Here is a 24,015-nt window from a genome sequence, read left to right on the forward strand (position 1 = left end):
CACCGGACGCACGTCGCCGGATGGTCGCTCACGCAGGCGGTTCGACGATCCGCACCGTGCGCGGCGGTGCACCGACGGTGAACCCGCAGCGTCGCGCGGCCACGCCGAACGGCTCGGGCGCGTCGTCGACGGCCCAGTCGTCGCGGGCCCCGGCCGGGCCGAACAGCGCTGCCGCGTTGGCGCCGGCCCCGGTGGTGAAGCGGGTCTGGTAGCGCAGCCCGTCGAACAGGTCGGCGAGCGCGGCCGCCCACCGGCGGGGCAGCACGTACGGGGTGAGTGTGGCCGGTTCGCGGGTGAGCCCGAAGTCGGCGGCCGCCTCGGCGCACGTGTCGGCCAGGCGCCGGCGGGCCGGGACCCGCAACGTCGACAGCGACCGCTCGGCGGCGAACTCGGAGGTGATGACGCCGGCCGACGCGAGCACCTCGCCGACGGTCTCCCGGATGGCGGTGCGCTCGTCGAACGCGACGTAGCACGTCCCGCGCGGCACGTCGAGGTCGAACCGGCCGCCGCCGGACGAGGCGAACCACCACGGCCCGTTCGCGGTCTTGTGGCCGCGCAGCAAACGGCGGCGCGTGGTGAGCGGCCAGTCCGGGAAGCTGTCGAGCGGACGCGACCCCGGTTCGACGAGGGCGACCCGCTGCCGGGTGTCGGTCTCCTGGGTCTCCCGGGTCACGCAGCCCACCGCTGCGCGTCGGCGCGGGCGGCGGCGCGGACCGGTTCGACCGGACCGTCGGCGAGCAGCCAGTCGGCGGCCGACTGCCCGTCGAGCACGTCGAGCGGCGTGCGCAACCACAGCGCGCACGTCCACGCGTCCGCGGCGCCGCGGAGGATCCGCCACACCTCCACCAGCGCGGGGTGCACGGCACCGCTGCTGGTGAACTGCCACGTGGGATACACCCACTGTCCGTCCTCGAGGCGGCAGGCGATCACCGCGTTGGTGGCGATCTTCTTGCTCACCGACTGGCGGCTCACCCGCCACCAGCGGGTCAGTCCGGCGGTGTCGTAGAAGGGGCCGACGATCCGGTCGTAGACGTGACTGGCGGGCAGCGCGGCGGACATCGCGTCGGCGATGGCCTCCACGTCGGCGAACGTCTCGGCGGGCACACCGGCCGCGGCGGCGGCGGCGAACGTGCGGTGCACACGACGCTCCAGCAACTGCATCAGCTCCCGCTCCTGGTCGAGCAGCGACGACATCGGCGCTTCCCTTCGTCCGGTCAACCACGTCAACCACCACGGTGCCAGCGTCAGTCAACCACGTCAACCCGTGGGGTTAGTCGGCGACGCCGGATCAGCGCTGGATGAGGCTCCGCACCAGCCGCACACCCTGCCCGAAGGAGACGTCCGGCAGGTAGGCGCGGCCGATCGCGTTGCCGATGCTCGGCAACGCCACCGGGTCCGCGAAGCACATGTACATCGGCTCGTAGCGGGGCTGGAACTTCGACTTGAACGCCAGCAGCGACCGGAACCCGTACACCGGTTCCAGGGTCTGCCCGAGCACCTCGAGTACCGAGTCCATCGCGTCCGCCAAGCCCGGGCGGACGTCGGCCGGCACGTCGGGGTCCGCGCCGTCCGGGCGCACGGTCGCGAGCGGCGCGCCAGACAGGCTCACGAACTCGGCGCCCTCCTGCTCGAGCAGCAGCGCCGCCGACGCGATGAGGAACTCCATCGCGGGCCGGAAACCCTGGTGCGGCCCGTCGGCGCGGCGCCGCATGAAGTCGAGGGTCCAGCCGACCACCCGGCCGTCCCGATGGACCGGCAGCCACGACGTCACCCCGTGCACGGTGCGCTGCTCGTCGACGGCGACCAGGCACCGCACCTGCGGGTCGTCCATCTCCTGCAGCCCACCCAGGGTGAACCCCATTTCGGGCATCCCCTTGTCGGCGACCCATTCCTCGGAGATCGCGGTGATCTGGTCGGTGATCGCCAGCGGGGCGGTGTGGAAGTCGACCCACTCGGCGGTGATGCCCGATTTCGCGGCCTTGTTGAGGGCGGTGCGCACGTCCTGGAACTTCTTGCCGGTGAACGCGATCGAGCCCAGGTCGAGCACGGTCTCCTCGGCCACCTGCACCGTCACCCAGCCCAGCGCGTCCGCGGCGTCGCGGACGTCGCCGGTGACCGAGTAGAAGCACGGAACCCAGCCGTTGGCCGCCGCGAACTCGGCGAAGCCCGCGACGTCGTCACGCACCCGGTCCGGCCGCCCCACCGGACCACCGGTGGTCAACGCGACCCCGCCGATCACGCGGTACGCGACATAGCTGTCGCCGCCGACGCCGAACCAGTACGAGTTGCCGTCCCACGTCGTCATCCACGACAGCGCGCTGCCCGACCCGGACGTCAGGATCTGCCGGGCCCGTTCAGCGGCCCCGCTGTCGGCGCCGTGTGCCGGACTCAGGAACGTCGCGGCCACCAGCACGCACGCCGTCACCCAGAACACCACGCCGGTCCACTCGTAGAGCAGCGTCGACGCCCAGTCCACCGGCAGCAGCCGAGGATCGACGAGCTGCAGGTACACCGGGGGCACCAGCCGTTCCGGGAAGTCCGCGACGAGCATGGCCACGGTCGGCCGCCGGTCGAAACCGTTCCGGGCCCACATCCCACCCAGGACGTAGAGGACACCGAGCCCGACGATCAACACCGCGAGCTTGCCGAACAGGCGCCGGTAGGTCTTCGGGGGCGCCGAGACGTCGAACAGTTTCCTGGTCGCGAGCAGCAGGATCACCAGCGCCAGGGGCGTCAGGAACGGCGCGAGGGTGCGGTACACGTTGGGCGAGTCGAGCCCGTAGAACAGCGTGTCCCCGTCGACCACGTCGATGTACCGGACCACGAAGTTCAGCAGCGACAGCGCCAGCAGCAGCACCTGCGCGACGGTCGAGGCGATCCACGCGAACCGCCGCCCACGCCGCAGCCCGTCGCACAGCACCAACAGGAACACCGACGGCATGAGGCTCAGCAGCGTCGGGCCCAGGCCGGACAGGCGCAGGTCGAGCTCACCGCGCCGACAATCCGCGCCGGACGGCGCCTCCTCGCAGATCTCGCGCACCTCGGCGGCGGTCCACGGCACGCCCCGGAACAGATCCCGCAGCACCGCGAGCGGCCCGACCGCGTGCGGGGAGAGAGCCGCGAGCATCGTGCCGATCGACGTGGCCGCCACCACGATCGCGACCAGCACGCGGCCCTCGCGGCGGGTGCCGGTGATCCGCGGGCCGCGGGCCGAGCGTCCCACCAGCCACGGGCCCAGGCACAGTCCCACCACGACGGCACCGAGTCGGATCACGTCCTGCAACTGGCCGGCGAACAACACGAGCGTGATCGTCAGCGCGAGCAGGCCGACGCGGATCCGTCGGCGCCACAGCGTGTCCATCGACGCGCTGGCCACCATCGCGACGCCGGCGACCCACGCCGTGGGGCCCACCGCCGTACCGATGTGCAGCCGGAAACCCCAGTCGGAGTCGAGCAGCTTGACCATCGCGGCCACCGCCAGCCCCAGCGCCGTGCCCGCCACCTGTGTGACGAGCGCGGAGACCGCGAACCGGCCCGATCCCATGCGCCGTTCGAGTGGCGCCGCGACCAGGAAGACCAGCGCCGTCGCCCCGAGGTAGCCGGCGAGCCCGGACGCCCACAGCCCCGCGGTGAGCGGCGTCCACAGCCGCCAGTGCTCCAGCGGGCCGATCCCGACCGCCAGATGCCGGTCGACGAACTGCCCGGGGCCGTGGGCGACCGCATCGGTCGCGAACCCGAGCACCCACATCAGCGCCAGGACGGTGATGCTGACCGGGGCGCCGGCGGCCCCGTACCGGAGCAGCTCGACGACCCGGCGGGCATACCGCCGCAACGCGTTCACGCGATCAGCCCCATCCGCTTCGCCAGCCAGTCGAGTTCGGCACGCAGCCCCGCGGACCACACCGAGAAGCTGTGCGCCCCCGGCACCTCCACGTACTGCACGTCCATGCCTGCGTCCTTCGCGGCCTCGAACACCTTCTGCGCGCCGCCACGGTAGGCGTCGTCGCGATTGCCCACGACGATGATCCCCGCCGTGTCCGGGTAGCGTCGCGTCTTCATCAGATCCATCGGATTCACCGCGACGAACGCGGCCTCGTCGCCGCCGAACGCCGCGTCGACGGTGCGTGGGCGGTCGCCGAGGGTCGGCTCCTCCTGACCCGACAGGTCGAGGAACGTCGGGTACACCTGGGGGTAGTTCGTCGCCAACTGCAGCGCGCACGTCCCTCCGTAGGACAGCCCGCCGACCGCCCATGCCCGCGGATCCGGGTCCACCTGCAGATGCGCCTTGGTCCAGGCCGGCACGTCGACGGCGAGGTACGTGGCGACGTTCCCGAGCTTGGAGTCCAGGCACAGCGGGTTGGCGAGCTGCGATCCGGTGCCGTCGGCGACCACGACCACCGGCGCGAGCCCGTGGTGTGCGCGCGCGAACTCGTCCATCGTCGCGGTGAGCTTGCCCCCGTTGAGCCAATCCTCCGGTGACCCCGGCTGCCCGGCGAGCAGCACCAGCACCGGCAGCAGTGGCCGCGGCGAGGCGAAGTAGGCCGGCGGGAGGTACACGACCGCGTCGCGCGCGGTGTAGCCGGACTTCTCGCCCGGGATCGGCGCCGTCGCGAACTTCCCGCTGGCCGGCAGGTCCCCCGGCGCCAGCGGCGCCCACGCGTCCTCGAGGGGCCGGCCGGTGACGACCGGACCGGTCGGGGGCGGAACCTGCGCGAAGGCGATCCGGTCGGGATCCGGGAGCCCCAGGGCCGTCCCCACCGTCGGGTAGGCGTAGAAGATCTGGTTGATGTGCAGGGCGACGGCCAGCACGACGGCCCCCGCGGCAACGACGGACACTGGGATCGTCCACCGGCGTCCGACGAGCGACCGGGGAATCAGCAGCAGCACCGCCCACAGCCCGACGCCGATCCACAGGTAGACGGACTTCTCGATCGGGTCCGGGAACGGCCGCCACACGCGTTCGACGACGACGTAGAGGACGGCCGTGGCCGCCGCCGCGGTCAGCAGCGACAGCGGCAGGGCCCATCGCAGGAACCACCGGCGGCGCCGCGCCACCAGCCATCCGGCGCCCGCGACACCGCAGATCGCGACGAGGACAGGCAGCGGCCCGGAGACCAGCGAGAGACGATCGAGCCACTGCGACACCGAACCTCCAGTGCGACGGGTTACCCCACCGGTATACCGGTGGGCTCCGCGGTGCGGACATACCACACGACACGCCGAAACTTACTACCACCAGTAGTAAGCATGCGGGGCGTGCGGTCCGTAGAATCGCAGCATGGCTGGACTCGGCGAGCTCGAACGTGCAGTGATGGACCACTTGTGGTCCATGTCGGAACCTCAGACGGTGCGGCAGGTACACGAGGCCCTCGCTGCCCGGCGGGAACTCGCGTACACCACCGTGATGACCGTCCTGCAGCGGCTGGCGAAGAAGCAGCTCGTCATCCAGCAGCGCGACGACCGCGCGCACCGCTACGTCCCCGTGCACGGCCGCGACGAACTGGTCGCGAGCCTCATGGTCGACGCCCTGCAGCAGGCCGACGCCTCCGGTGAGCGCGCCGCCGCACTCGTCCACTTCGTCGGACAGGTCGGCGCCGACGAGGCCGCCGCGCTGCGCGAGGCACTCGCCGCGCTCGAGGAGTCCGAGGCCGAGAAGGCGCAGAAGGCGGCCCATCCGGCCCCGTTGCACGCGCCGGGCACCGCCGGACTGCACGCGGGCACCGGCCGGGCGAGTTGAGGCCCCTCGACGCCATGACATGTCACCGATGAACGCCCCCACAGCGCTTGCATTCGGGGTGCTCGCGCTCCTCCTGACCGGTCCGGTGCCGGCGCTGTTGAGCCGCGCGCAGTGGCCGTTCCGTTCGCCTCGCGCCGCCCTGGTGCTGTGGCAGGCGATCGCGTTGGCGGCGGTGCTGTCCGCGTTCAGCTCGGGACTGGCGATCGCCAGCCGACTGCTGGTTCCCGGTCCGGACGGCCGGCCCACGACGGAGCCGATGGCCGAGATCGACGCGCTCGGGCTGCCGCTGTGGATCCTGTATGTCGTCGTCTTCGGTCTCACGCTGCTGATCGGCGCGAAGCTGATCTTCTCGGTCGTGCGTGTGGCCGTGCACACCCGGCGCCGTCGCGCCCGGCACCGCATGCTCGTCGATCTCCTCGACCGCGGTGACATCGACCTGTCCGCCACGCTCAAACGACTCCCCGACGTGCGGGTCCTCGACGCCGCCGAACCGATCGCGTACTGCCTGCCGGGGCTGCGGCAGCGCGTCGTCCTCAGCGAGGGGACGCTGAACTCGCTCAACGACGCCGAGGTCACCGCGATCCTCACCCACGAGCGTTCGCACCTGCGTGCCCGCCACGACCTGGTGCTCGAGGCGTTCACCGCCGTCCACCAGGCGTTCCCGCGGGTGGTCCGTTCCAAGTCGGCGCTCGGTTCGGTGCAGCTGCTCGTCGAACTGCTGGCCGACGACTCGGCCGTCAAGGTCACCGGCCCGGGTCCGCTCGCACGCGCCCTGGTCACGTGCGCCGGATCCACCGCCCCGCGCGGCGCGATGGCCGTCGGCGGCCCGAGCACCCTGGTGCGGGTCCAGCGCCTCAGCGGCGCCGGCGCGGACAGGCGGGTCGCGGCGGCCGCCTACCTGGCCGCGGCCGCGATCCTGGTGGTCCCCACGATCGCCGTCGCGGTGCCGTGGCTGGTCGAGCTCAGCCGCCTGTTCTCGCCGGCGCAGCCCTGACCGCCTCCAGTTACACACCTCACACCGCCTCCTCCGAGCCGCCGGTGTGGTGCACGATCGCGTACACTCGACGACGGCCCGCAGTCAGGGCCCGATCATTCATGTGAGGCACACAGCCCCATCTCCCCCGCGCAGAGCGCACGGATGGCCAGGTGAATTGTGCCCTGGCTCGTCTCTTCGTGCGGCTGCGTGACAGCCCGCTCCGCGACGCGCCCGACGTCCGGAGAGGTATATCCGCGTGACTTCTGCTGCCCCCAATCCCATCGACGACGCCGCCGTGGCGCTCGACGAGCCGTCCACCGACGCGCCCGAGACCACGTTCGCGGAGATCGGTCTGCCCGAGCCCATCGTGGCCGCGCTGGCCCGCAACTCGATCACCAGCCCGTCGCCGATCCAGGCCATGGCCATCCCGGATGCCATCGCCGGCAAGAACATCCTCGGCCGCGCCCAGACCGGCTCGGGCAAGACCCTCGCGTTCGGCCTGCCCATGCTGGCGCGGCTGGCCCGCCACGACGACCGCCCGGCGCCCAAGCGTCCCCGCGCGCTGGTGCTCGTCCCCACCCGCGAACTGGCGTTCCAGGTCGTCGACTCGCTCACCCCGTATGCAGGGTCGATCGGCCTGAACGTCAAGGCCGCCGTCGGCGGCACGCCGTTCACCAAGCAGGTCGACCAGCTACGGCGCGGCGTCGACATTCTCGTCGCGACCCCCGGACGCCTCGGCGACCACCTGCGGCAGAACACGTGCGTCCTCGACGAGATCGAGATGACCGCGCTCGACGAGGCCGACCAGATGGCCGACATGGGCTTCCTGCCGGAGGTCCGTTCGCTGCTGGGCGACACCCCGGACGACAGCCAGCGGCTGCTGTTCTCGGCGACCCTCGACAACGACGTGCAGGCCCTGGTCCGCGAGTTCCTGCCCGAGCACGAGCTGCATTCGACGCAGGACGGCCGCGCGTCGGTCACCACGATGGACCACTACGTGCTGCTCGTCGAACGCGGCCAGAAGGACGCGGTCCTCGCCGAGATCGCCTCCCGCAAGGGCGGCCGCACCATCATGTTCGCCCGCACCAAGCTGGGCACCGAGGGTGTCGTCGAACGCCTCCGCGAGCAGGGTGTCGCGGCCGAGGCCCTGCACGGCGGCAAGGCGCAGAACCAGCGCACCCGCGTGCTCGAGCGGTTCAAGAGCGGCCGGACACCGGTGCTGGTGGCGACCGATGTCGCGGCTCGGGGAATCCACGTCGACGGCATCGACCTGGTCGTGCACGTCGATCCGCCGCAGGACCACAAGGACTACCTGCACCGCGCCGGCCGCACCGCCCGCGCCGGCGAGGCCGGTGTGGTCGCCGCGATCGTGCTGCCCAACCAGCGCCGGATGTTCCGCCGCCTGACCGGCATGGCGGGCGTCGACGCCACCGCCGTGCCCGTCTTCCCCGGCTCCGAGGAGCTGGCCGCGATCACCGGAGCGCAGGCCCCGAGCGGGGAGCCGGTGCGCGAGAGCCACTTCCGCACCGAGCGCCGCGACCGGTCGTTCGGCGACCGCGGTCCGCGCCGGGACGGCGGCTTCCGAGGACACTCCAGCAACCGTGACGATCGCGGACCCCGCCGGGACTTCGGTGACCGTGGCCCGCGCCGCGACGGCGAGCACGGCAAGTTCCGCGGCAATCGGGACGACCGGCCGCGCCGCGACTTCGGTGACCGCAGCCAGGGCGAACGCAGCTTCGGCGACCGCGGCCCCCGCCGCGACTTCGACGGTCCTCGTCGGGATTTCGGGGATCGGGACAACCGTGCCCCGCGCCGCGACGGCGACGGCTTCCGCGGTGATCGCGGCAACCGTTCGTTCGGTGAGCGCACCGACCGCGGCCCGCGCCGCGACTTCGGCGACCGTCGCAGCGAGGGCGGCTACCGTCGGAACGAGTCGCACGGCGGCGAGTCTCGCGGCAACGGCTTCCGTGGCGATCGCGGTCCGCGCCGCGACTTCGACGGCCCTCGTCGGGATTTCGGGGATCGGGACAACCGTGCCCCGCGCCGCGACGGCGACGGCGGCGGCTTCCGTGGGTCCCGCGACAACAACCGCTCCTTCGGTGAGCGCAGCGACCGCGGGCCCCGCCGCGACTTCGGTGACCGGGACCGGCGTTCGTACGGCGATCGCGCCGACCGTTCGCACAGCGAGCGGAACGGCGGCCCGGGCGGACCGGCCCCGCGCAACAGCGGGTTCCGCAGCCGCACCGAGCGTCGCAGCTACGACGGATTCGACGGCCCGCACCGCAACCGGAACCAGTAGCGGCGAGGTCGACTGACCGCGCGTCCGCAGCACCCCGGCCCCGGCCGCCCCGCCAGGGCGACCGGGGCCGGGGTGCATGGTGTCGGTGCCGGACGGCTGGTGGTGCGCTACGCGTCAGCGCCCGGCGCCGGCTGCCCGTACCGGAAGACGATGCAACTCCACCTCGCCCAGCGCGCCGTCCTCGACCGTCGCGGTCATGTATGTGCAGTGCGGCTGCCGGCGTCGGTCGGTCGGCGAGCCCGGGTTGAGCAGCCGTAGACCACTCGGGGTCGTGGTGTCCCACGGGATGTGGGAGTGACCGAACACCAGCACGTCCGTGTCGGGATAGGCGGCCGCCATGCGTTTCTCCCTCCCGGCGGACGCACCGGTCTCGTGCACCACGGCCAGTCGAACCCCGTCGAGGGTCACCCGCGCGATCTCCGGGAGCCGTTCCCGTAAGGCCGGTCCGTCGTTGTTGCCCCAGCACGCGACCAGCCGCTTAGCCCGGTCCGCGAGCTCGTCGAGCAGCCCGATCCCGACCCAGTCGCCCGCGTGGACGACCACGTCGGCGCGGTCCACGGCGTCCCACACGACGGCCGGCAGCGAACGTGCCCGCGCGGGGACGTGGGTGTCGGCCAGCAGCAACAGCCTCATCCCTTCAGTGTGGCGGTCCCCGCTATCGGGTACACCCCCACCATGACCGCTCCGGCACATCCCCGGCTCGCCATCGTCACCGGCGCAGACTCCGGTATGGGCAAAGCCACCGCCGAACTCCTCGCCGTCGACGGGTACGACGTCGGCATCACCTTCCACACCGACGAGGCCGGCGCCGAGGACACCCGCGCGGCCATCGAACAGCGGGGACAACGCTGCTACGTCGCCCGCCAGGACCTGACGCGCCCGGAGACCGCCGACACGATCGACCACCTCGCGCGACAACTCGGTGGGCTCGGGGTGCTGGTGAACAATGCCGGCACCGGACACCGGGACGGGGTGCTCGACCTGACCTACGACCGGTGGCGCGAAGTGCTCGCCACCGATCTGGACGGGCCGTTCCTGTGCTCGCAACGGGCGGCCCGGTCGATGGTCGACGCCGGCCGGGGCGGACGGATCGTCAACGTCACCAGCGTCCACGAACACGTGCCGCGGTTCGGCGCGTCCGCGTACTGCTCGGCGAAGGCCGGACTGGGAATGCTCACCCAGTGCCTCGCACTCGAACTCGCCCCGCACGGCATCACCGTCAATGCCGTCGCGCCCGGTGAGATCGCCACCCCGATGACCGGCATGAACGAGGCCGCCGCCTTCCACGAGGACCGCCCGGGCAACCCGAGCGGACGCCCCGGTCACGTCCACGAGATCGCCTCCGTCATCGCCTTTCTCGCGTCCCCGCGCTCGTCGTATCTGACGGGCCGCTCGATCCCGGTCGACGGCGGCCTCATGCTCATGGCCGCGCACGGACACGACATGAACGACGGCAGCTGGCGCGAACTCTGACCGCCGCGCAACGAAAATGCCGCCCGGGAGGCGGGGCCGGTTCGCGTCACGGTGGGGTCTCGGGGGAAGCTGTAACCATGACCTCCGAGACTTCTGCCAGCACCGAGGCTGCCCGCGCCCAGATCGGCGTCACCGGGCTCGCCGTCATGGGTTCCAACATCGCCCGCAACTTCGCCCGCCACGGACACACGGTGGCCCTGCACAACCGCAGCGTCGCGAAGACGGATGCGCTGCTCGCTGCGCACGGCGACGAGGGCGACTTCGTTCGCACCGAGACCATCGAGGAGTTCGTCGGCGCGCTGCAGAAGCCGCGACGCGTGCTCATCATGGTCAAGGCCGGCGAGGCGACCGACGCGGTCATCGAGGAACTCGCCGACGCGATGGAGCCCGGCGACATCATCATCGACGGCGGCAACGCCCTGTACACCGACACGATCCGCCGCGAGGCGGCGCTGCGCGAGCGGGGCCTGCACTTCGTCGGCGCCGGCATCTCCGGCGGCGAGGAGGGCGCGCTCAACGGCCCGTCGATCATGCCCGGCGGCCCCAAGGAGTCGTACGCGGCGCTCGGCCCGCTGCTCGAGTCGATCTCGGCGCACGTCGACGGCACCCCGTGCTGCACCCACATCGGTCCGGACGGCTCCGGCCACTTCGTGAAGATGGTGCACAACGGCATCGAGTACGCCGACATGCAGCTCATCGGCGAGGCCTACAACCTGTTCCGCGCCGCGCTCGGCTTCGACGCCGAGCAGGTCGCCGACGTGTTCACCGAGTGGAACGCCGGTGACCTCGAGAGCTACCTGGTGGAGATCACCGCCGAGGTGCTGCGCCAGAAGGACGCCAAGACCGGCCAGGCGCTGGTCGACGTGATCGTCGACGCCGCCGAGCAGAAGGGCACCGGCCGCTGGACGGTCAAGTCGGCGCTGGATCTGGGGGTGCCGGTCACCGGCATCGCCGAGGCCGTGTTCGCCCGCGCGTTGTCCGGGTCGCGCGCCCAGCGCAAGGCCGCGCAGGGACTGGCGTCGGGTGAGCTGGGCGCCAAGCCGACCGATGTCGAGCAGTTCACCGAGGACATCCGCCGCGCTCTGTACGCGTCGAAGATCGTCGCCTACGCGCAGGGCTTCGACCAGATCCGCGCCGGCAGCGACGAGTACGGCTGGGACCTCACCCCCGGCGACATGGCCACGATCTGGCGCGGCGGCTGCATCATCCGCGCCCGCTTCCTCAACCGCATCAAGGAGGCGTACGACACCAACCCGGAGCTGACGTCGCTGATCGTCGAGCCCTACTTCCGTGAGGCCATCGAGAACGCGATCGACAGCTGGCGTCGGGTTGTCGTCACCGCGACCACGCTGGGCATCCCGGTGCCCGCGTTCGCGTCGTCGCTGTCGTACTACGACGGCCTGCGCGCCGAGCGGCTGCCGGCCGCGCTGACCCAGGGCCAGCGCGACTTCTTCGGCGCGCACACCTACGAGCGCGTCGACATGCCGGGCAAGTTCCACACCCTCTGGAGCGGCGACCGCTCGGAGATCGAGGCCTGATCCGGTAACCGGACCGGCGACGGGGGCGGACGCGACGGCGTCCGCCCCCGTCGTGCGTCACGCGCCGTGCAGGCGGCGGTGCAGCAGGCGCACGTCCTCGACCAGTTCCGGGACGGGGCCCACCACGGTGACGCCCGGCGCGACGTCCCGGATCGGCAGCGGGCGCACCGGCGCCGGCGCCACCCCCATCTCGTCCAGCCACGACACCAGCTGCGCGGTGGACGCGACGTAGACGATCCGGCCCAGCCCCACCCAGGCGTGCGCGGCCGCGCACATCGGGCAGTGCTCGCCGGAGGTGTAGACCGTCGCGCCGGCCCGTTGTTCGACGGTCAGGTGCTCCGCCGCCCAGCGCGCCAGTTCGAACTCGGGGTGCCGGGTGCGGTCCCCGCCGGCGACCCGGTTGCGGTCCTCCGCGACCGCGGTGCCGTCGGCGGTCGCCAGGACCGACCCGAACGGCTCGTCCCCCGCCGCCAGCGCCTCGGCGGCGAGTTCGACGCAACGCTGCAGGTGCCGGAACTCCGTCTCGGTCACCGATCGATCCGTGCTCCCGGATTCGGACACGAATACCTCCTCTTTCACTCGTCAATCGTGATTGTCACCCGCGGTAGCCTGTGACTTCACAACCGGAAGGCTCGCCGACCTCATGCCCGACCGCCCCACCCCCACCTTCGCGCAGCTCGGATTGCCCCCGACACTGGCGCATTCGCTCGGTCGTGAGGGGATCACCGCGCCGTTCCCGATCCAGGCGGCCACCATCCCCGACATCCTGGCCGGGCGTGACGTGCTCGGGCGCGGCCCCACCGGTTCGGGTAAAACGCTCGCGTTCGGGCTGCCGCTGCTGGTGCGGCTCACCGGCGGCGCGAGCCGGGCGGGACGCCCCCGCGGGATCGTGCTGGTCCCGACGCGCGAGCTGGCCGCCCAGATCGAGTCCGCGCTCGACGAGTCGGCGCTGTCGCTGGGCCTGCGGATGGCGACGATCGTCGGCGGGGTGCCGTTCAAGGGGCAGGCCACCCGCCTGGGTCGCGGCGTCGACCTGCTGGTCGCCACGCCCGGACGGCTCGCGGACCACCTGGCCCAGGGCACCGTGACCCTCGACGACGTGAAGGTCACCGCGATCGACGAGGCCGATCACATGGCCGAGCTGGGATTCCTGCCGCAGGTCACCGAGATCCTCGATCGCACCCCGGACGCCGCGCAGCGGCTGCTGTTCTCGGCGACGCTCGACGGCGAGGTCGACACCCTCGTCGCGCGCTACCTGCACGACCCCGTCACGCACGCGACCGCGGAGGCCGTCGCCACGGTCGACACGATGGAACACCACGTGCTGCACGTGCCGCGAGAGATGAAGTACGCCACCGTCGCCCGCATCGCCGCCCGTGACGGGCGGACGCTGCTGTTCGTCCGCACCAAGGCGGGCGTCGACCGCCTCGTCGACGAGCTGCGGGCCGCCGGGGTGGACGCCGCCGGCCTGCACGGCGACAAGCCGCAGGGCCACCGCACCCGGGTGCTCGCCGAGTTCGCCGCCGGCACACTGCCGGTGCTCGTGGCGACCGATGTCGCGGCGCGCGGAATCCACGTCGACGGCATCTCGCTGGTCGTGCACGTCGACCCGCCGACCGAGCCGAAGGCGTACCTGCACCGCGCCGGCCGCACCGCCCGCGCCGGGGAATCGGGGGTCGTGGTGACGGTGGTGACCGAGGACGAGCGCGCCGCCGCCGAGAAGGTGATGCGCGCGGCCGGGGTCGACGCCGCCGCGCTCGCCGTCGGCGGGAAGGACCGCGGCTGGATCGCGGTGACCGGGGCGCGGGAGCCGAGCGGCACGCCGGTCCCGGACCGGGAGCGGGAGACGGCGCCGCCGCCGCGCGCCGAACAGCCCCGCAGTCCGCGCGGACGCGTCCCCGGACCCCGGGCGCAGGGCGATCGTCGACGTTCCCGCGCGGCCGGACCGGGTTCCGGGCACGGCCGACGCCGCCGCGGAGGACGCTGAGCCCATGTCCGGGCTGCCGCTGGCCTCGATCGGGTGCGCGTTGCTCGCCGCGTTCCTGTTCGCGTGCGCGTCCGTCGCCCAGCAGAGCGCGGCCGCGGCGGTCCCGGAGGACCAGGCGCTCATCGCGTCGCTGCTCCGCAGCCCGCGCTGGTGGGCGGGCCTGCTCGGGGACGGCGGCGGCTACCTGATGCAGGTGGTGGCCCTCGCGCTCGGTTCGGTGCTGGTGGTGCAGCCGCTGCTGGTGACCGCGCTGCTGTTCGCGTTGCCGCTGTCGGCGCGGTTCTCCGGCTCCCGGTTCACCCGCGGCGCGTGGCTGCTCGCCGGGGCCCTGACCGTGTCGCTGGCGGTGTTCCTCGTCGTCGGCAACCCCACCGAGGGCAACACCGACGCGCCGTGGGCCGCGTGGGCGGTCCCGCTGACCGCGGTGGTGGCCGTCGTGGTCGCCGCGACCGTGGTCGGGTGGTCCCCGCGGGTGGACGCCGGCCTGCGGGCCCTGCTGATCGGCGGGGCGAGCGGCGCCCTGTACGGCGTCGCGGTGGCGTTCACCAAGTACGTCACCGACCTGTTCGAGCGGGGGCTGCCGGAGGTGCTGGGCGCGTGGCAGACGTACGCGCTGCTCGCCGCCGGCGTCGTCGGCGTCTACCTGCAGCAGCGCGCGTTCCAGGTGGGTCCGCTGTCGGCGTCGCTGCCGGCGATGACGATCGGCGAACCGGTGATCGCGGTCTTCCTCGGGATGACGGTGCTCGACGAGCGCCTGCGGGTGTCGGGCCCGGCGGTGGCGCTCGTCGTCGGGGCGCTCGCCGTGATGGTCTACACCACCGTCGCGCTCTCCCGCGTCGAGGCCGCGCGGCACCCGGCACCGCAGCCGATCGCCGACTGACGGGAATGCCCGCCGGCCCCTCCGGCGTTCCACTCGTCCAGAATGAAGTCGAACCTTCAACGACTTTCGACGACCGAGCCCCCGACCATGGAGGAATCATGAGCGCGTCCACCCGGACCGGGCAGGTCTTCCGCCTCGGCGGCCCGTGGCCGGGACTGGATCCGTTCCTGTTCGCCGTCCATCACGTCGACCACTACCCGCGCGGCGCCGCGGACATGACACCCGCCGTCGACGTCTCCGACCGCCCGCTCGGCCAGGACTTCGGCAATCCGTCCGGCTGGAACATGTACCACGGCACCACGGTGCCCGGCTTTCCCGCGCACCCGCACCGCGGCTTCGAGACCGTCACGGTGGTGCGGCGGGGCTTCGTCGACCACGCCGACTCCACCGGCGCCGCCGCCCGGTACGGCGGCGGGGACGTGCAGTGGGTGACCGCCGGCGGGGGCGTCAGCCACTCGGAGATGTTCCCGCTGCTGAACCAGGACGGCGGCAACGACTTCGAGCTGTACCAGATCTGGCTCAACCTGCCGGCCCGCAACAAGTCCGCACCGGCCGGGTTCACGATGCTGTGGAACGAGGACATCCCCGACGTCACGGTCGACGGCGGGTCCGGCGGCACCGCCCGCGTCCGGGTGATCGCCGGCCGCTTCGGGGATCGCGACCCCCTGGCGCCGCCCGCCCATTCGTGGGCGGCCGAGGCGGACGCGGATGTGGCCATCTGGCTGGTGGACCTCGAACCCGGTGCCGTGGTCGAACTTCCCGCGGCGGCCGCCGCGGACGCCCGGCGGGTGCTCTACGTCCACGGTGACGGGGCGCGCGTCGACATCGACGGCGCGGCCGTCGAATCCGGCTGGGGCTACGCCCCCGACGACGGTGGCGCACTGACCCTGCGCGCGGCGGCCCCGTCGACGGTGCTGCTACTGCAGGGCGTGCCGATCGGTGAACCCGTGGCCGCGCAGGGCCCGTTCGTGATGAACACCGAACGCGAGATCGCCCAGGCGTTCGACGACTACCGACGCACCCGGTTCGGCGGCTGGCCGTGGCCGACGGAGGCCCCCGTCCACCCCCGGGAGGCCGGCCGCTTCGCCCGCTACGCCGACGGACGACTCGACCGCCCCGGCGCCACCTCGGACGACGCCCCGCAACCCACCCTCGCCTGATACCGGGCGTAGCGCCCGCGCGGGCAGTACCCTCGGCGACGTGGAGTTCCTCGAAGGGCACCGCCCGCCGTACGACCTCACCTACGACGACGTCTTCCTCGTCCCGAACCGGACCGAGGTGACGTCCCGTTTCGACGTGAACCTGGCGACGTCGGACGGGTCGGGCACCACGATCCCGATCGTGGTCGCGAACATGACCGCCGTCGCGGGCCGCCGGATGGCCGAGACCGTCGCCCGTCGCGGCGGCCTGGTCGTCATCCCGCAGGACGTGCCGTCGGACGCGGTCGCGGAGACCGTCGCGTTCGTCAAGAGCCGGCATCTGGTCGCGGACACGCCGATCACCCTGGACCCGGCGGACGCGGTGTCCGACGCGATGAGATTGCTGCACAAGCGCGCCCACCGCGCGGCGGTCGTCGTCGAGCACGGGCGGCCCGTCGGTGTGCTCACCGAGGCGTCGTGCTCGGACGTCGACCGGTTCACCCGGGTCGGCGCAGTCGCGGTGCGGGACTTCGCGACCGCACCGGTGACCGCCACCCCGCGCGAGGTGTTCGCGCTGCTCGAGTCCCGGCACGATCCGCTCGCGGTGATCGTCGACGGCGACGGCAAGCTCGCGGGCGTCCTCACCCGCACCGGTGCGATCCGAGCGGGCATCTACACGCCCGCCGTGGACGCGCACGGCCGACTGCGGGTGGCGGCGGCCGTCGGCGTGGGCGGTGATGTCGCCGCGAAGGCCAAGGCGCTCACCGATGCGGGTGCCGACGTGCTCGTCCTCGACACCGCGCACGGCCACCAGCAGCGGATGATCGATGCGGTGCGCTCGGTCGCCGCCCTGGGCCTGGGCGTCCCGGTCGTCGCCGGCAACGTGGTGTCGGCGCGGGGCACCCGCGACCTGATCGACGCGGGCGCCAACATCGTCAAGGTCGGGGTGGGACCGGGCGCGATGTGCACCACCCGCATGATGACCGGCGTGGGCCGTCCCCAGTTCTCGGCCGTCGCGGAGTGCGCGGCCGCGGCGCGGGAACTCGGCGCGCATGTGTGGGCCGACGGCGGGGTCCGGCATCCGCGGGACGTCGCGCTCGCGCTCGCGGCCGGTGCGTCGAACGTCATGGTCGGGTCGTGGTTCGCCGGCACCTACGAGTCGCCGGGCGAACTGCGGATCGATCAGGACGGCCGCCGGTACAAGGAGAGCTTCGGCATGGCGTCCAAGCGTGCCGTCGCGGCCCGCACCGCCGACGACACCGCGTTCGACCGGGCCCGCAAGGCGCTGTTCGAGGAGGGCATCTCGAGTTCCCGCATGCGGCTCGACCCGGCCCGGCCCGGCGTCGAGGATCTGCTCGACCACATCTGCTCGGGGGTGCGCAGCACGTGCACCTATGCGGGCGCCCGCACGCTCGACGAACTGCACGACAAGGCCGTCGTCGGGGTGCAGTCCGCGGCCGGCTTCGCGGAGGGCCGCCCGCTGCCGTCGGGCTGGTGACGCTCACACCACCACCCGGGCAACATGTCCGTTTCATCCCGTTTTAACCGTGGTCGGTACAGTGGAGGCTCACCTTCCGGAAATATGCCCGGCGCAGTTCCGGTTGGACGAGACGACATGCGCCGCCAGACAGAGAGGACTCCGGTGCCCGAGGCACCCATACACATGCCCCCCGACGCACCCCCCGCAGCGACCTCCCCGAGCCCGGATTCCGACTCCGCCGGCTCCGCCGACACCTCGGAGGGGTCCTCTACCGAGCCGGGTGACAAACCCGGCGGCCCCGATTTCCTGAGCGGGCGGTGCTGACATGGATGTCGCACTGACCGCCCTCAGCCTGGTCGGCTTCGTAGCCTTGACCGCAGGCACCGCCCTCTTCGTGGCGGCAGAATTCTCGCTCACCGCGCTCGAGCGCAGCACCGTCGACGCCCACGCGCGCGACGGCGACCGGCGTGCGCGGCAGGTCCAGCACGCGCACCGCACGCTGTCGTTCCAGCTCTCCGGCGCCCAGCTGGGCATCACGATCACGACACTGATCACCGGTTATCTCGCGGAACCGGTACTGGCCCGGTTCATCACCCCGATCCTCACCGGGATCGGGATCTCCGACTCCACGGCGAGCGGTATCTCGCTCGCGTTGGCGCTGATCATCGCGACGTCGTTCTCGATGATCTTCGGTGAGCTGGTCCCCAAGAACCTGGCCATCGCCAAGCCCCTGCCCACCGCCCGCGCCACCGCCGGGCTGCAGGCCGGCTTCTCGCTGATCTTCAAGTGGGCCATCAACGGCCTCAACGGCACCGCGAACTGGGTGGTCCGCCGCCTCGGCATCGAGCCCGCCGAGGAACTGCGGTCGGCCCGCTCGCCGCAGGAGCTCGGCTCCCTGGTCTCCACGTCCGCCGAGCGCGGTTCGCTCGACGCGGGCACCGCGCTGCTGGTCAACCGGTCGCTGCGGTTCGGCGACCTGAGCGCCGAGGAACTGATGACCCCGCGCGTGAAGATCGAGTCGCTCGACACCGACGCGACCGTCACCGACCTCATGGAGGCGGCATCGCGCACGGGCTTCTCCCGATTCCCGATCGTCGACGGCGACCTCGACAACACGGTCGGCGTCGTGCACATCAAGCACGCGTTCACCGTGCCCGCCGCCAGGCGCTCGACCATCCGGCTCGACTCGCTCGCGCAGGCCGTCCCCGTGGTGCCGTCGACCCTCGACGGCGACGCGGTGATGGAACAGGTCCGCGCCGACGGCATGCAGGTCGCGCTCGTCGTCGACGAGTACGGCGGCACCGCCGGCATCGTGACGATGGAGGACCTGATCGAGGAGATCCTCGGCGATGTCCGCGACGAGCACGACGAACCCGAGATCGACGTCCAGCGGGTGGGCCACAGCTGGTCCTGCTCGGGCCTGCTGCGCACCGACGAGATCACCCGGGCCACCGGCTACACCGCCCCCGAGGGCGAGTACGACACGCTCGGCGGTCTGGTCCTCACCTGCCTGGGCCGGATCCCGGTCGAGGGCGACGAGGTGGCCCTGCCCGACGCGAGCGGCAAGCCCATGGGGCCCGACGGCCGCGGCTGGATCGCGCGGGTGCTGACGATGGACGGCCGCCGTATCGACCGGGTGTTGCTGACCCCGGTCCCGGCGATCGGCGCGACGCGAGAGGAGGACGGCCGTGGGTGACCTGTTCGCTGTGCTGCTCACCGTCGTGCTGCTGGCGGGTAACGCGTTCTTCGTCGGCGCCGAGTTCGCGCTCATCACCGCGCGACGCGACCGGCTCGAGGCCCTGCACGCGCAGGGCAAGAAGCGGGCGGCCACCGTCATCAAGGCGGGCGAGAACCTCTCGCTGATGCTGGCCGCCGCGCAGCTGGGCATCACGATCTGCTCGATCCTGCTCGGTAAGGTCGGCGAGCCGGCGATCGCGCACCTGATCGAGCAGCCGATGGATGCGCTCGGCGTCCCCGACAGCGCGCTGCATCCGATCGCCTTCACGATCGCGCTGTCGCTGGTCGTCGTACTGCACATCCTGCTCGGCGAGATGGTCCCGAAGAACATCGCGATCGCCGGACCGGAAAAGTCCGCGATGCTGCTGGTCCCGGCCCACCTGGCGTTCATCAAGGTGGCCCGCCCGCTCATCTCGTTCTACAACTTCAGCGCCAACGGCATCCTCAGGCTGCTGCGCGTCGAACCGAAGGACGAGCTGGACGCGACGGTGTCCGCGCTGGAGCTGTCCGAGATGATCGGCGAATCCCACACCGAGGGCCTGATCGACGAGGAGGAGCACCGGCGCCTCACCCAGGCGCTCGAGACCGAGGGCCGCACCGTCGCCGACGTCATGATCCCGTCGGACAAGGTGCGCACCGTGCCGCTGGCCGGGAACGGCACCACGCTCGGCGCGGTCGAGGCGGCGGTCGTCGAGACCGGCTACTCGCGGTACCCGGTGCGCGACGCCGACGGCTCGCTGATCGGCTACCTGCACCTGAAGGACGTGCTGGACCGGGTGGCCGACGAGTCCGCCGGCCCCGAGACGGTGATCCCGCGCTCGGACATCCGGCGCCTGCCGCGGATCTCGGTGGCGTTGCCGCTCGACGACGCACTGGCGGGCCTGCGCCGGGCCAGCTCCCATCTGGGGGCGGTGGTCGACGCGTCCGGCGCGGTGATCGGTATCGTCGCGCTCGAGGATCTGGTCGAGGAGTTCGTCGGCACCGTGCGCGACGGCACCCACCGGATCGACGACGTCGTCCCCGGCCAGAAGGCGAGCTGAGAGCAGTGAATTCGGCAGTCCTGCCGGAAGAGGTGTGGACTGCCCGACGGGACCGCCACCGCGATGCGGTGGCGGCTCTCGTCGGGCCCCACCTGGAGCGTCGCGCCGCGGGGGTCAGCCACCCGGTGCACGACTTCCTGTTCACGTACTACAGCGTCCGGCCGAACCACCTGCGCCGCTGGCATCCCGGCTTCGGGACCGCGCTGGCCGGTCCGGCGGCGCAGGACTACCTGCAGTACGCGGGCTACCAGACCACCGCCGACGGCGTCACCGTCTCCCCCGACGTGCTCGACCGCCGGAGTTCGACGGTCGAGTACGTCGCGGCGCTGCTGTCCGCGACCGCCACGCGTCGCCCACACCTGAGCTGCTTCGGCCTGCACGAGTGGGCGATGGTGTACCGCGGCGGCGAGGACGCGGTGCGGCACTCGCAGGTGCCGCTGCGGCTCGGACACGACGGCACCGATGCGGTGGTCGAGTCGATGCAGTTGCGCTGCACCCACTTCGACGCGTTCCGCTTCTTCACCCCCGACGCGGTCCCCCGCAACGAGACGCCGCTGTCGCGCGACGAGCAGGTGGCGCGCGAACAGCCGGGCTGCCTGCACGCGGGCATGGACCTGTACAAGTGGGCCACCAAGCTCGGCCCGCTCGTCGAATCCGAGTTGGTCATCGACTGTTTCCGCCTGGCAACGGCGGCGCGGGAACTCGACATGAAGGCCAGCCCGTACGACCTCGCCGACTACGGATACGAGCCCGTGCGCATCGAGACCCCGCAGGGCCGCGCCGACTACGTGCGCGAGCAGGTGGCGCTGTCGGAACGGGCGTCGTTGTTGCGGAGCCGGCTGCTCGAGCGGTGCCGGAGCCTGTTGTCGGCCTAGTGACCGCCTGATACCCACGGCACCAGGCGATTTCACGATTCCCCTGTCGCCGAGTTACCGTACTCCCGGTCTGGGGGGACATTTCACGCAAAACGCGCGCGTCACCGCAGCCTGCGGCGCCCGCCCGGGACGCCGATGCACACCATCGCCGCGTTCCACGCGGCACCGAATTCAGGGGGAATTCTCATGGCTCGCCATGCTGCGAAGCACAATCGCTGGGCGCGACGCGCCGTCGTCGCCGGCGCACTGCCGCTCGCGATCGCCGCCGCATCCACCGGCACCGCGCAGGCCCAGGACACCGGATCCGCGAACATCCCGGCGCTGCCGAACGTCCCGCAGGTCCAGGTCCCGCCGCTGTGGAATCCGTACGACCTGAGCGTTCAGCCGTACAAGCCGCTCGCGCCGGGCTACGCACCCGCTCCCGGGCAGCGGATCGCCGACTACAGCGACATGGGCCGGCACCTCGGTGGCGAAGCCGGCATCCTGGTCGGCGGATCTCTGGTCGGCGCCGCGGGCGCCGCCATCGCCGGCGGAGCCGTCGCGCTCGCCGGACCGGCGTTCGGGGCGGTCATCGGCCCCGCAATCGGCGGGGAGATCGCCGCAACCATCGTCGGTATGGCGGCCGGCGGTTCGGTGGGCGCCGAACTCGGCCGCCAGGCTGGCGCCGACCTCGCCCATCAGCACAACGCCGAGGGCCGCGTCGGCTCATTCTCGTAGTCGAACCCCTCCCGCGCGCGGATCGACCTCCCGCACCCGCGATTGCGCGCGCGGGAGGTCGATTCGCGCGCGGCGCAGCCGGTCACGGCACCCGGTAGGTCCACTCCGGGTTGGCGAACTTCGACTCGACCAGCTCGCGCGCGGCGGCCAGTTCGGCGTCGGTGTAGCTGCTGGTGCGGGTCTCGTAGCGGGCCCGGAAGTGCGCGAGGAACGCGGCGATGATGTCGGCGCGGGCCATGCCGGTCTGCGAGCGCATCGGGTCGACCCGCTTGCCGGAGCTCGTGATCCCCTTGTCGGAGATCTTCTCCCGCCCGATCCGCAGCACGTCGGTCATCTTGTCGGCGTCGATGTCGTAGGCCATCGTCACGTGGTGCAGCACCGCGCCGGCCGCGAACCGCTTCTGCGCGGCGCCGGCGATCTTGCCCTGCTCGGAGGCGATGTCGTTGAGCGGCACATAGCGCGCCTTGATTCCGACGTCGGCGAGCGCGCCCATCACCCACTGGTCGAGGAACTCGTACGAGCGCTCGAAGCTCAACCCGTCGACCAGCGACGTCGGCACCGACAGCGAGTAGGTGATGCAGTTGCCGGGCTCCATGAACATCGCGCCGCCCCCGGAGATGCGCCGCACGACGCCGATGCCGTGCCGGGCCGCGGCCTCCTCGTCCACCTCGTTGCGCACCGACTGGAACGAACCCAGCACCACCAGCGGCGAATCCCAGTCCCAGAACCGCAGCGTGGGGCGGCGCTCGCCGGTGGCCACCTCACGGGTGATCACCTCGTCCAGGGCGACGTGCATCGCCGGGGCGAGTACCACCGGCTCGATCACGTCGAAGGTGTGGTCGAGCCAGCTGGTCGCGTGCCCGAGGGCGCGGCGGATCGCGATGCCGACGGACTCGGGCGTGAACCCGATCATCGAGACGTCGTCGCCGATCTTCGCGGTGATCGCCTGGCCCAGCTGGGCGGCGTCGGCCGCGGTGGACATGCCGGTCACCGCGGCCGTGATGTCGTCGAGCGCCTCGTCCGGTTCGAGGAAGAAGTCCCCGGACAGCGACACCCGCGAGAGGCGCTCGTCCTCCACCTCGACGTCGACGATCACGAGCTTGCCACCGGAAACCTTGTACTCACCACGCACGACGGCAAGCGTATCGGTGGCCGGGACACGGACGCGGCGCGGGAACCCCTCGTCCCTATGGTGAGTTCGACGGCGGATCAGTCGAACTCGCCGTACGGGATCTACCTCGCCGACGCGGGCCCTCGCCGTCGGGCGACTACTTGCGCGCGAGCGGGCTGTAGAAGACCAGGCCGTTGCCGTTGTTGTCGTAGACCACCGCGCGGCGCTCGTGGGCGTCGTCGTACGGGCCCTTCACGATGGCCCCGCCGCCCTCCTCGATGGCCTTCGCGGCGGCGTCGACGTCGGCGGTCTTGATGCCGACGACGACCTTCCCGGGGATCGGGTGGTCGACGGCGGTCGCGAGCGCGATCGTCACCGATCCCCCGTCGAGGGCGGCGAAGTGCGCGCCGTCGCGGAACTTGAGGGTCATGCCGAGGGTCTCGGTGTAGAACTGGATCGACTCGTCCAAGTTCTCGACCGACAACATGATCATCTTGGCGTCGTAGTCGCTCACATGCACCTCCAGTAGTTGATCAACGTCGACACGAGTTGCGGCGAATGCGTCGACCGGACCCATCCACCCGTGATCATCACCGCGTCGCGTGCTCGATCATCCTCTCGCACCGTCACTTCCCTCTCGAAACCTACACGCCGACAACAGAACAAGCTGGTGGCCCGCGAACCGACAACGCGGCGGTCCGTAGGCACGTTTGAGTCGAGACGCTGCGGGAACATCGCCGGAGGAGGGTGCGCGCGGGCGCGCAGGCGCGCCGGCTGAACCAGGAGGTCGACATGAGAGTGTTGGAGGGCCTGCTCAACGCGGTCCTCGGGATCGTCACAGCCCTGCTCGGCACGGTACTGGGAATCCTTGCGGCCGTGCTGTGGCTCGTCGGCGCGGTGTTGTGTGTGACGCTCATTCTGATTCCACTGGGCATCCCCGTCATGAAGCTCGCCGGCCGCCTTTTCGCCCTTGCCGGGAAGCTGATGCATCTCCCCTGACCGAGGTTTCACCGTTCGCCGGCCGGG

At 71.9% G+C, this 24,015-nt stretch carries 22 protein-coding genes; 14 read left to right on the forward strand and 8 right to left on the reverse strand.

The genetic code is table 11. From position 1 onward, the window contains the following. Positions 1-28 precede the first annotated feature (28 nt). The 4 genes from ABTV10_RS12840 to ABTV10_RS12855 form a co-directional block, all read right to left on the reverse strand. The gene (locus ABTV10_RS12840) at positions 29-673 is read right to left on the reverse strand and encodes an RES family NAD+ phosphorylase (protein ID WP_499027438.1); all 645 of its coding nucleotides are present in this window, start codon (positions 671-673) and stop codon (positions 29-31) included. Next, positions 670-1,194, reverse strand: coding sequence for a hypothetical protein (locus ABTV10_RS12845; protein ID WP_433604236.1), 525 nt, complete (start codon positions 1,192-1,194; stop codon positions 670-672). Before ABTV10_RS12845 ends, ABTV10_RS12840 begins: the two co-directional genes overlap by 4 nt. A gap of 94 nt (positions 1,195-1,288) precedes the next feature. Next, the gene (locus ABTV10_RS12850; protein ID WP_499027440.1) at positions 1,289-3,841 is read right to left on the reverse strand and encodes a phosphatidylglycerol lysyltransferase domain-containing protein; all 2,553 of its coding nucleotides are present in this window, start codon (positions 3,839-3,841) and stop codon (positions 1,289-1,291) included. Further along, on the reverse strand, positions 3,838-5,145 hold the full coding sequence (locus ABTV10_RS12855) for an alpha/beta hydrolase (protein ID WP_499027442.1): 1,308 nt from the start codon (positions 5,143-5,145) through the stop codon (positions 3,838-3,840). The genes ABTV10_RS12850 and ABTV10_RS12855 overlap by 4 nt, the downstream gene beginning before the upstream one ends. 133 nt (positions 5,146-5,278) lie before the next feature. On the opposite strand from ABTV10_RS12855, the gene ABTV10_RS12860 reads away from it, so the two are divergent. The 3 genes from ABTV10_RS12860 (at position 5,279) to ABTV10_RS12870 (ending at position 9,012) form a co-directional block, all read left to right on the forward strand. After that, positions 5,279-5,737 (forward strand): BlaI/MecI/CopY family transcriptional regulator, encoded by a 459-nt coding sequence (locus tag ABTV10_RS12860; RefSeq protein ID WP_499027444.1) that lies wholly within the window; start codon positions 5,279-5,281, stop codon positions 5,735-5,737. Positions 5,738-5,765: 28 nt separating this feature from the next. Further along, entirely contained in the window at positions 5,766-6,731 is a 966-nt protein-coding gene (locus ABTV10_RS12865) for a M56 family metallopeptidase (RefSeq protein ID WP_499027446.1), read from the forward strand. 238 nt (positions 6,732-6,969) lie between these two features. Continuing rightward, a complete protein-coding gene (locus ABTV10_RS12870; RefSeq protein ID WP_499027447.1) occupies positions 6,970-9,012 on the forward strand; it encodes a DEAD/DEAH box helicase in 2,043 nt (680 codons plus the stop codon). Between the two features lie 114 nt (positions 9,013-9,126). Here the strand turns inward: ABTV10_RS12870 and ABTV10_RS12875 are convergent, their stop codons facing one another. Further along, a complete protein-coding gene (locus tag ABTV10_RS12875; RefSeq protein ID WP_499027448.1) occupies positions 9,127-9,645 on the reverse strand; it encodes a metallophosphoesterase family protein in 519 nt (172 codons plus the stop codon). 42 nt (positions 9,646-9,687) lie between these two features. On the opposite strand from ABTV10_RS12875, the gene ABTV10_RS12880 reads away from it, so the two are divergent. Together ABTV10_RS12880 and gnd are read left to right on the forward strand one after the other, a co-directional pair. Then, positions 9,688-10,485: an SDR family oxidoreductase gene (locus tag ABTV10_RS12880; protein ID WP_499027450.1), complete on the forward strand. Its 798-nt coding sequence runs from the start codon at positions 9,688-9,690 to the stop codon at positions 10,483-10,485. Between the two features lie 77 nt (positions 10,486-10,562). Next, a complete protein-coding gene (gene gnd / locus ABTV10_RS12885) occupies positions 10,563-12,023 on the forward strand; it encodes an NADP-dependent phosphogluconate dehydrogenase (RefSeq protein ID WP_499027452.1) in 1,461 nt (486 codons plus the stop codon). Between the two features lie 57 nt (positions 12,024-12,080). Here gnd and ABTV10_RS12890 read toward each other — a convergent pair whose 3' ends face one another. Then, positions 12,081-12,554: a nucleoside deaminase gene (locus ABTV10_RS12890; protein ID WP_499027455.1), complete on the reverse strand. Its 474-nt coding sequence runs from the start codon at positions 12,552-12,554 to the stop codon at positions 12,081-12,083. 112 nt (positions 12,555-12,666) lie between these two features. Here ABTV10_RS12890 and ABTV10_RS12895 point away from each other — a divergent pair, with 112 nt between their 5' ends. From ABTV10_RS12895 to ABTV10_RS12930, 8 genes are all read left to right on the forward strand, one after another. After that, positions 12,667-14,010, forward strand: a complete 1,344-nt coding sequence (locus tag ABTV10_RS12895; protein ID WP_499027457.1) for a DEAD/DEAH box helicase — start codon at positions 12,667-12,669, stop codon at positions 14,008-14,010. Between the two features lie 4 nt (positions 14,011-14,014). Next, positions 14,015-14,890, forward strand: a complete 876-nt coding sequence (locus ABTV10_RS12900; protein WP_499027459.1) for a DMT family transporter — start codon at positions 14,015-14,017, stop codon at positions 14,888-14,890. Between the two features lie 98 nt (positions 14,891-14,988). Beyond that, positions 14,989-16,050: a pirin family protein gene (locus ABTV10_RS12905; RefSeq protein ID WP_499027461.1), complete on the forward strand. Its 1,062-nt coding sequence runs from the start codon at positions 14,989-14,991 to the stop codon at positions 16,048-16,050. Between the two features lie 40 nt (positions 16,051-16,090). Beyond that, positions 16,091-17,527: a GuaB1 family IMP dehydrogenase-related protein gene (locus ABTV10_RS12910; RefSeq protein ID WP_499027463.1), complete on the forward strand. Its 1,437-nt coding sequence runs from the start codon at positions 16,091-16,093 to the stop codon at positions 17,525-17,527. A gap of 307 nt (positions 17,528-17,834) precedes the next feature. Continuing rightward, positions 17,835-19,205, forward strand: coding sequence for a hemolysin family protein (locus ABTV10_RS12915; RefSeq protein ID WP_499027465.1), 1,371 nt, complete (start codon positions 17,835-17,837; stop codon positions 19,203-19,205). Beyond that, the gene (locus ABTV10_RS12920; protein ID WP_499027467.1) at positions 19,198-20,286 is read left to right on the forward strand and encodes a hemolysin family protein; all 1,089 of its coding nucleotides are present in this window, start codon (positions 19,198-19,200) and stop codon (positions 20,284-20,286) included. The genes ABTV10_RS12915 and ABTV10_RS12920 overlap by 8 nt, the downstream gene beginning before the upstream one ends. A gap of 5 nt (positions 20,287-20,291) precedes the next feature. Further along, complete coding sequence (locus tag ABTV10_RS12925; protein WP_499027468.1) at positions 20,292-21,161, forward strand: hypothetical protein; 870 nt, start codon at positions 20,292-20,294, stop codon at positions 21,159-21,161. A gap of 186 nt (positions 21,162-21,347) precedes the next feature. After that, a complete protein-coding gene (locus ABTV10_RS12930) occupies positions 21,348-21,878 on the forward strand; it encodes a hypothetical protein (protein ID WP_499027470.1) in 531 nt (176 codons plus the stop codon). An 82-nt stretch (positions 21,879-21,960) separates the two neighbouring features. On the opposite strand, the gene lplAB is transcribed toward ABTV10_RS12930, so the two are convergent. Continuing rightward, positions 21,961-23,010 carry a lipoate-protein ligase LplAB gene (lplAB, locus tag ABTV10_RS12935; RefSeq protein ID WP_499027472.1) on the reverse strand — a complete coding sequence of 350 codons (1,050 nt, stop codon included), beginning with the start codon at positions 23,008-23,010 and terminating at the stop codon, positions 21,961-21,963. 136 nt (positions 23,011-23,146) lie between these two features. Next, a complete protein-coding gene (locus ABTV10_RS12940; protein ID WP_127916737.1) occupies positions 23,147-23,503 on the reverse strand; it encodes a VOC family protein in 357 nt (118 codons plus the stop codon). 278 nt (positions 23,504-23,781) lie between these two features. Between ABTV10_RS12940 and ABTV10_RS12945 the strand changes: the two genes are divergently transcribed. Next, a complete protein-coding gene (locus tag ABTV10_RS12945) occupies positions 23,782-23,988 on the forward strand; it encodes a hypothetical protein (RefSeq protein WP_499027475.1) in 207 nt (68 codons plus the stop codon). Positions 23,989-24,015: the final 27 nt, after the last annotated feature.

Source organism: Paraburkholderia sp. RHO2 (assembly GCF_050955445.1).
Lineage (GTDB): Bacteria > Actinomycetota > Actinomycetes > Mycobacteriales > Mycobacteriaceae > Prescottella > Prescottella agglutinans_A.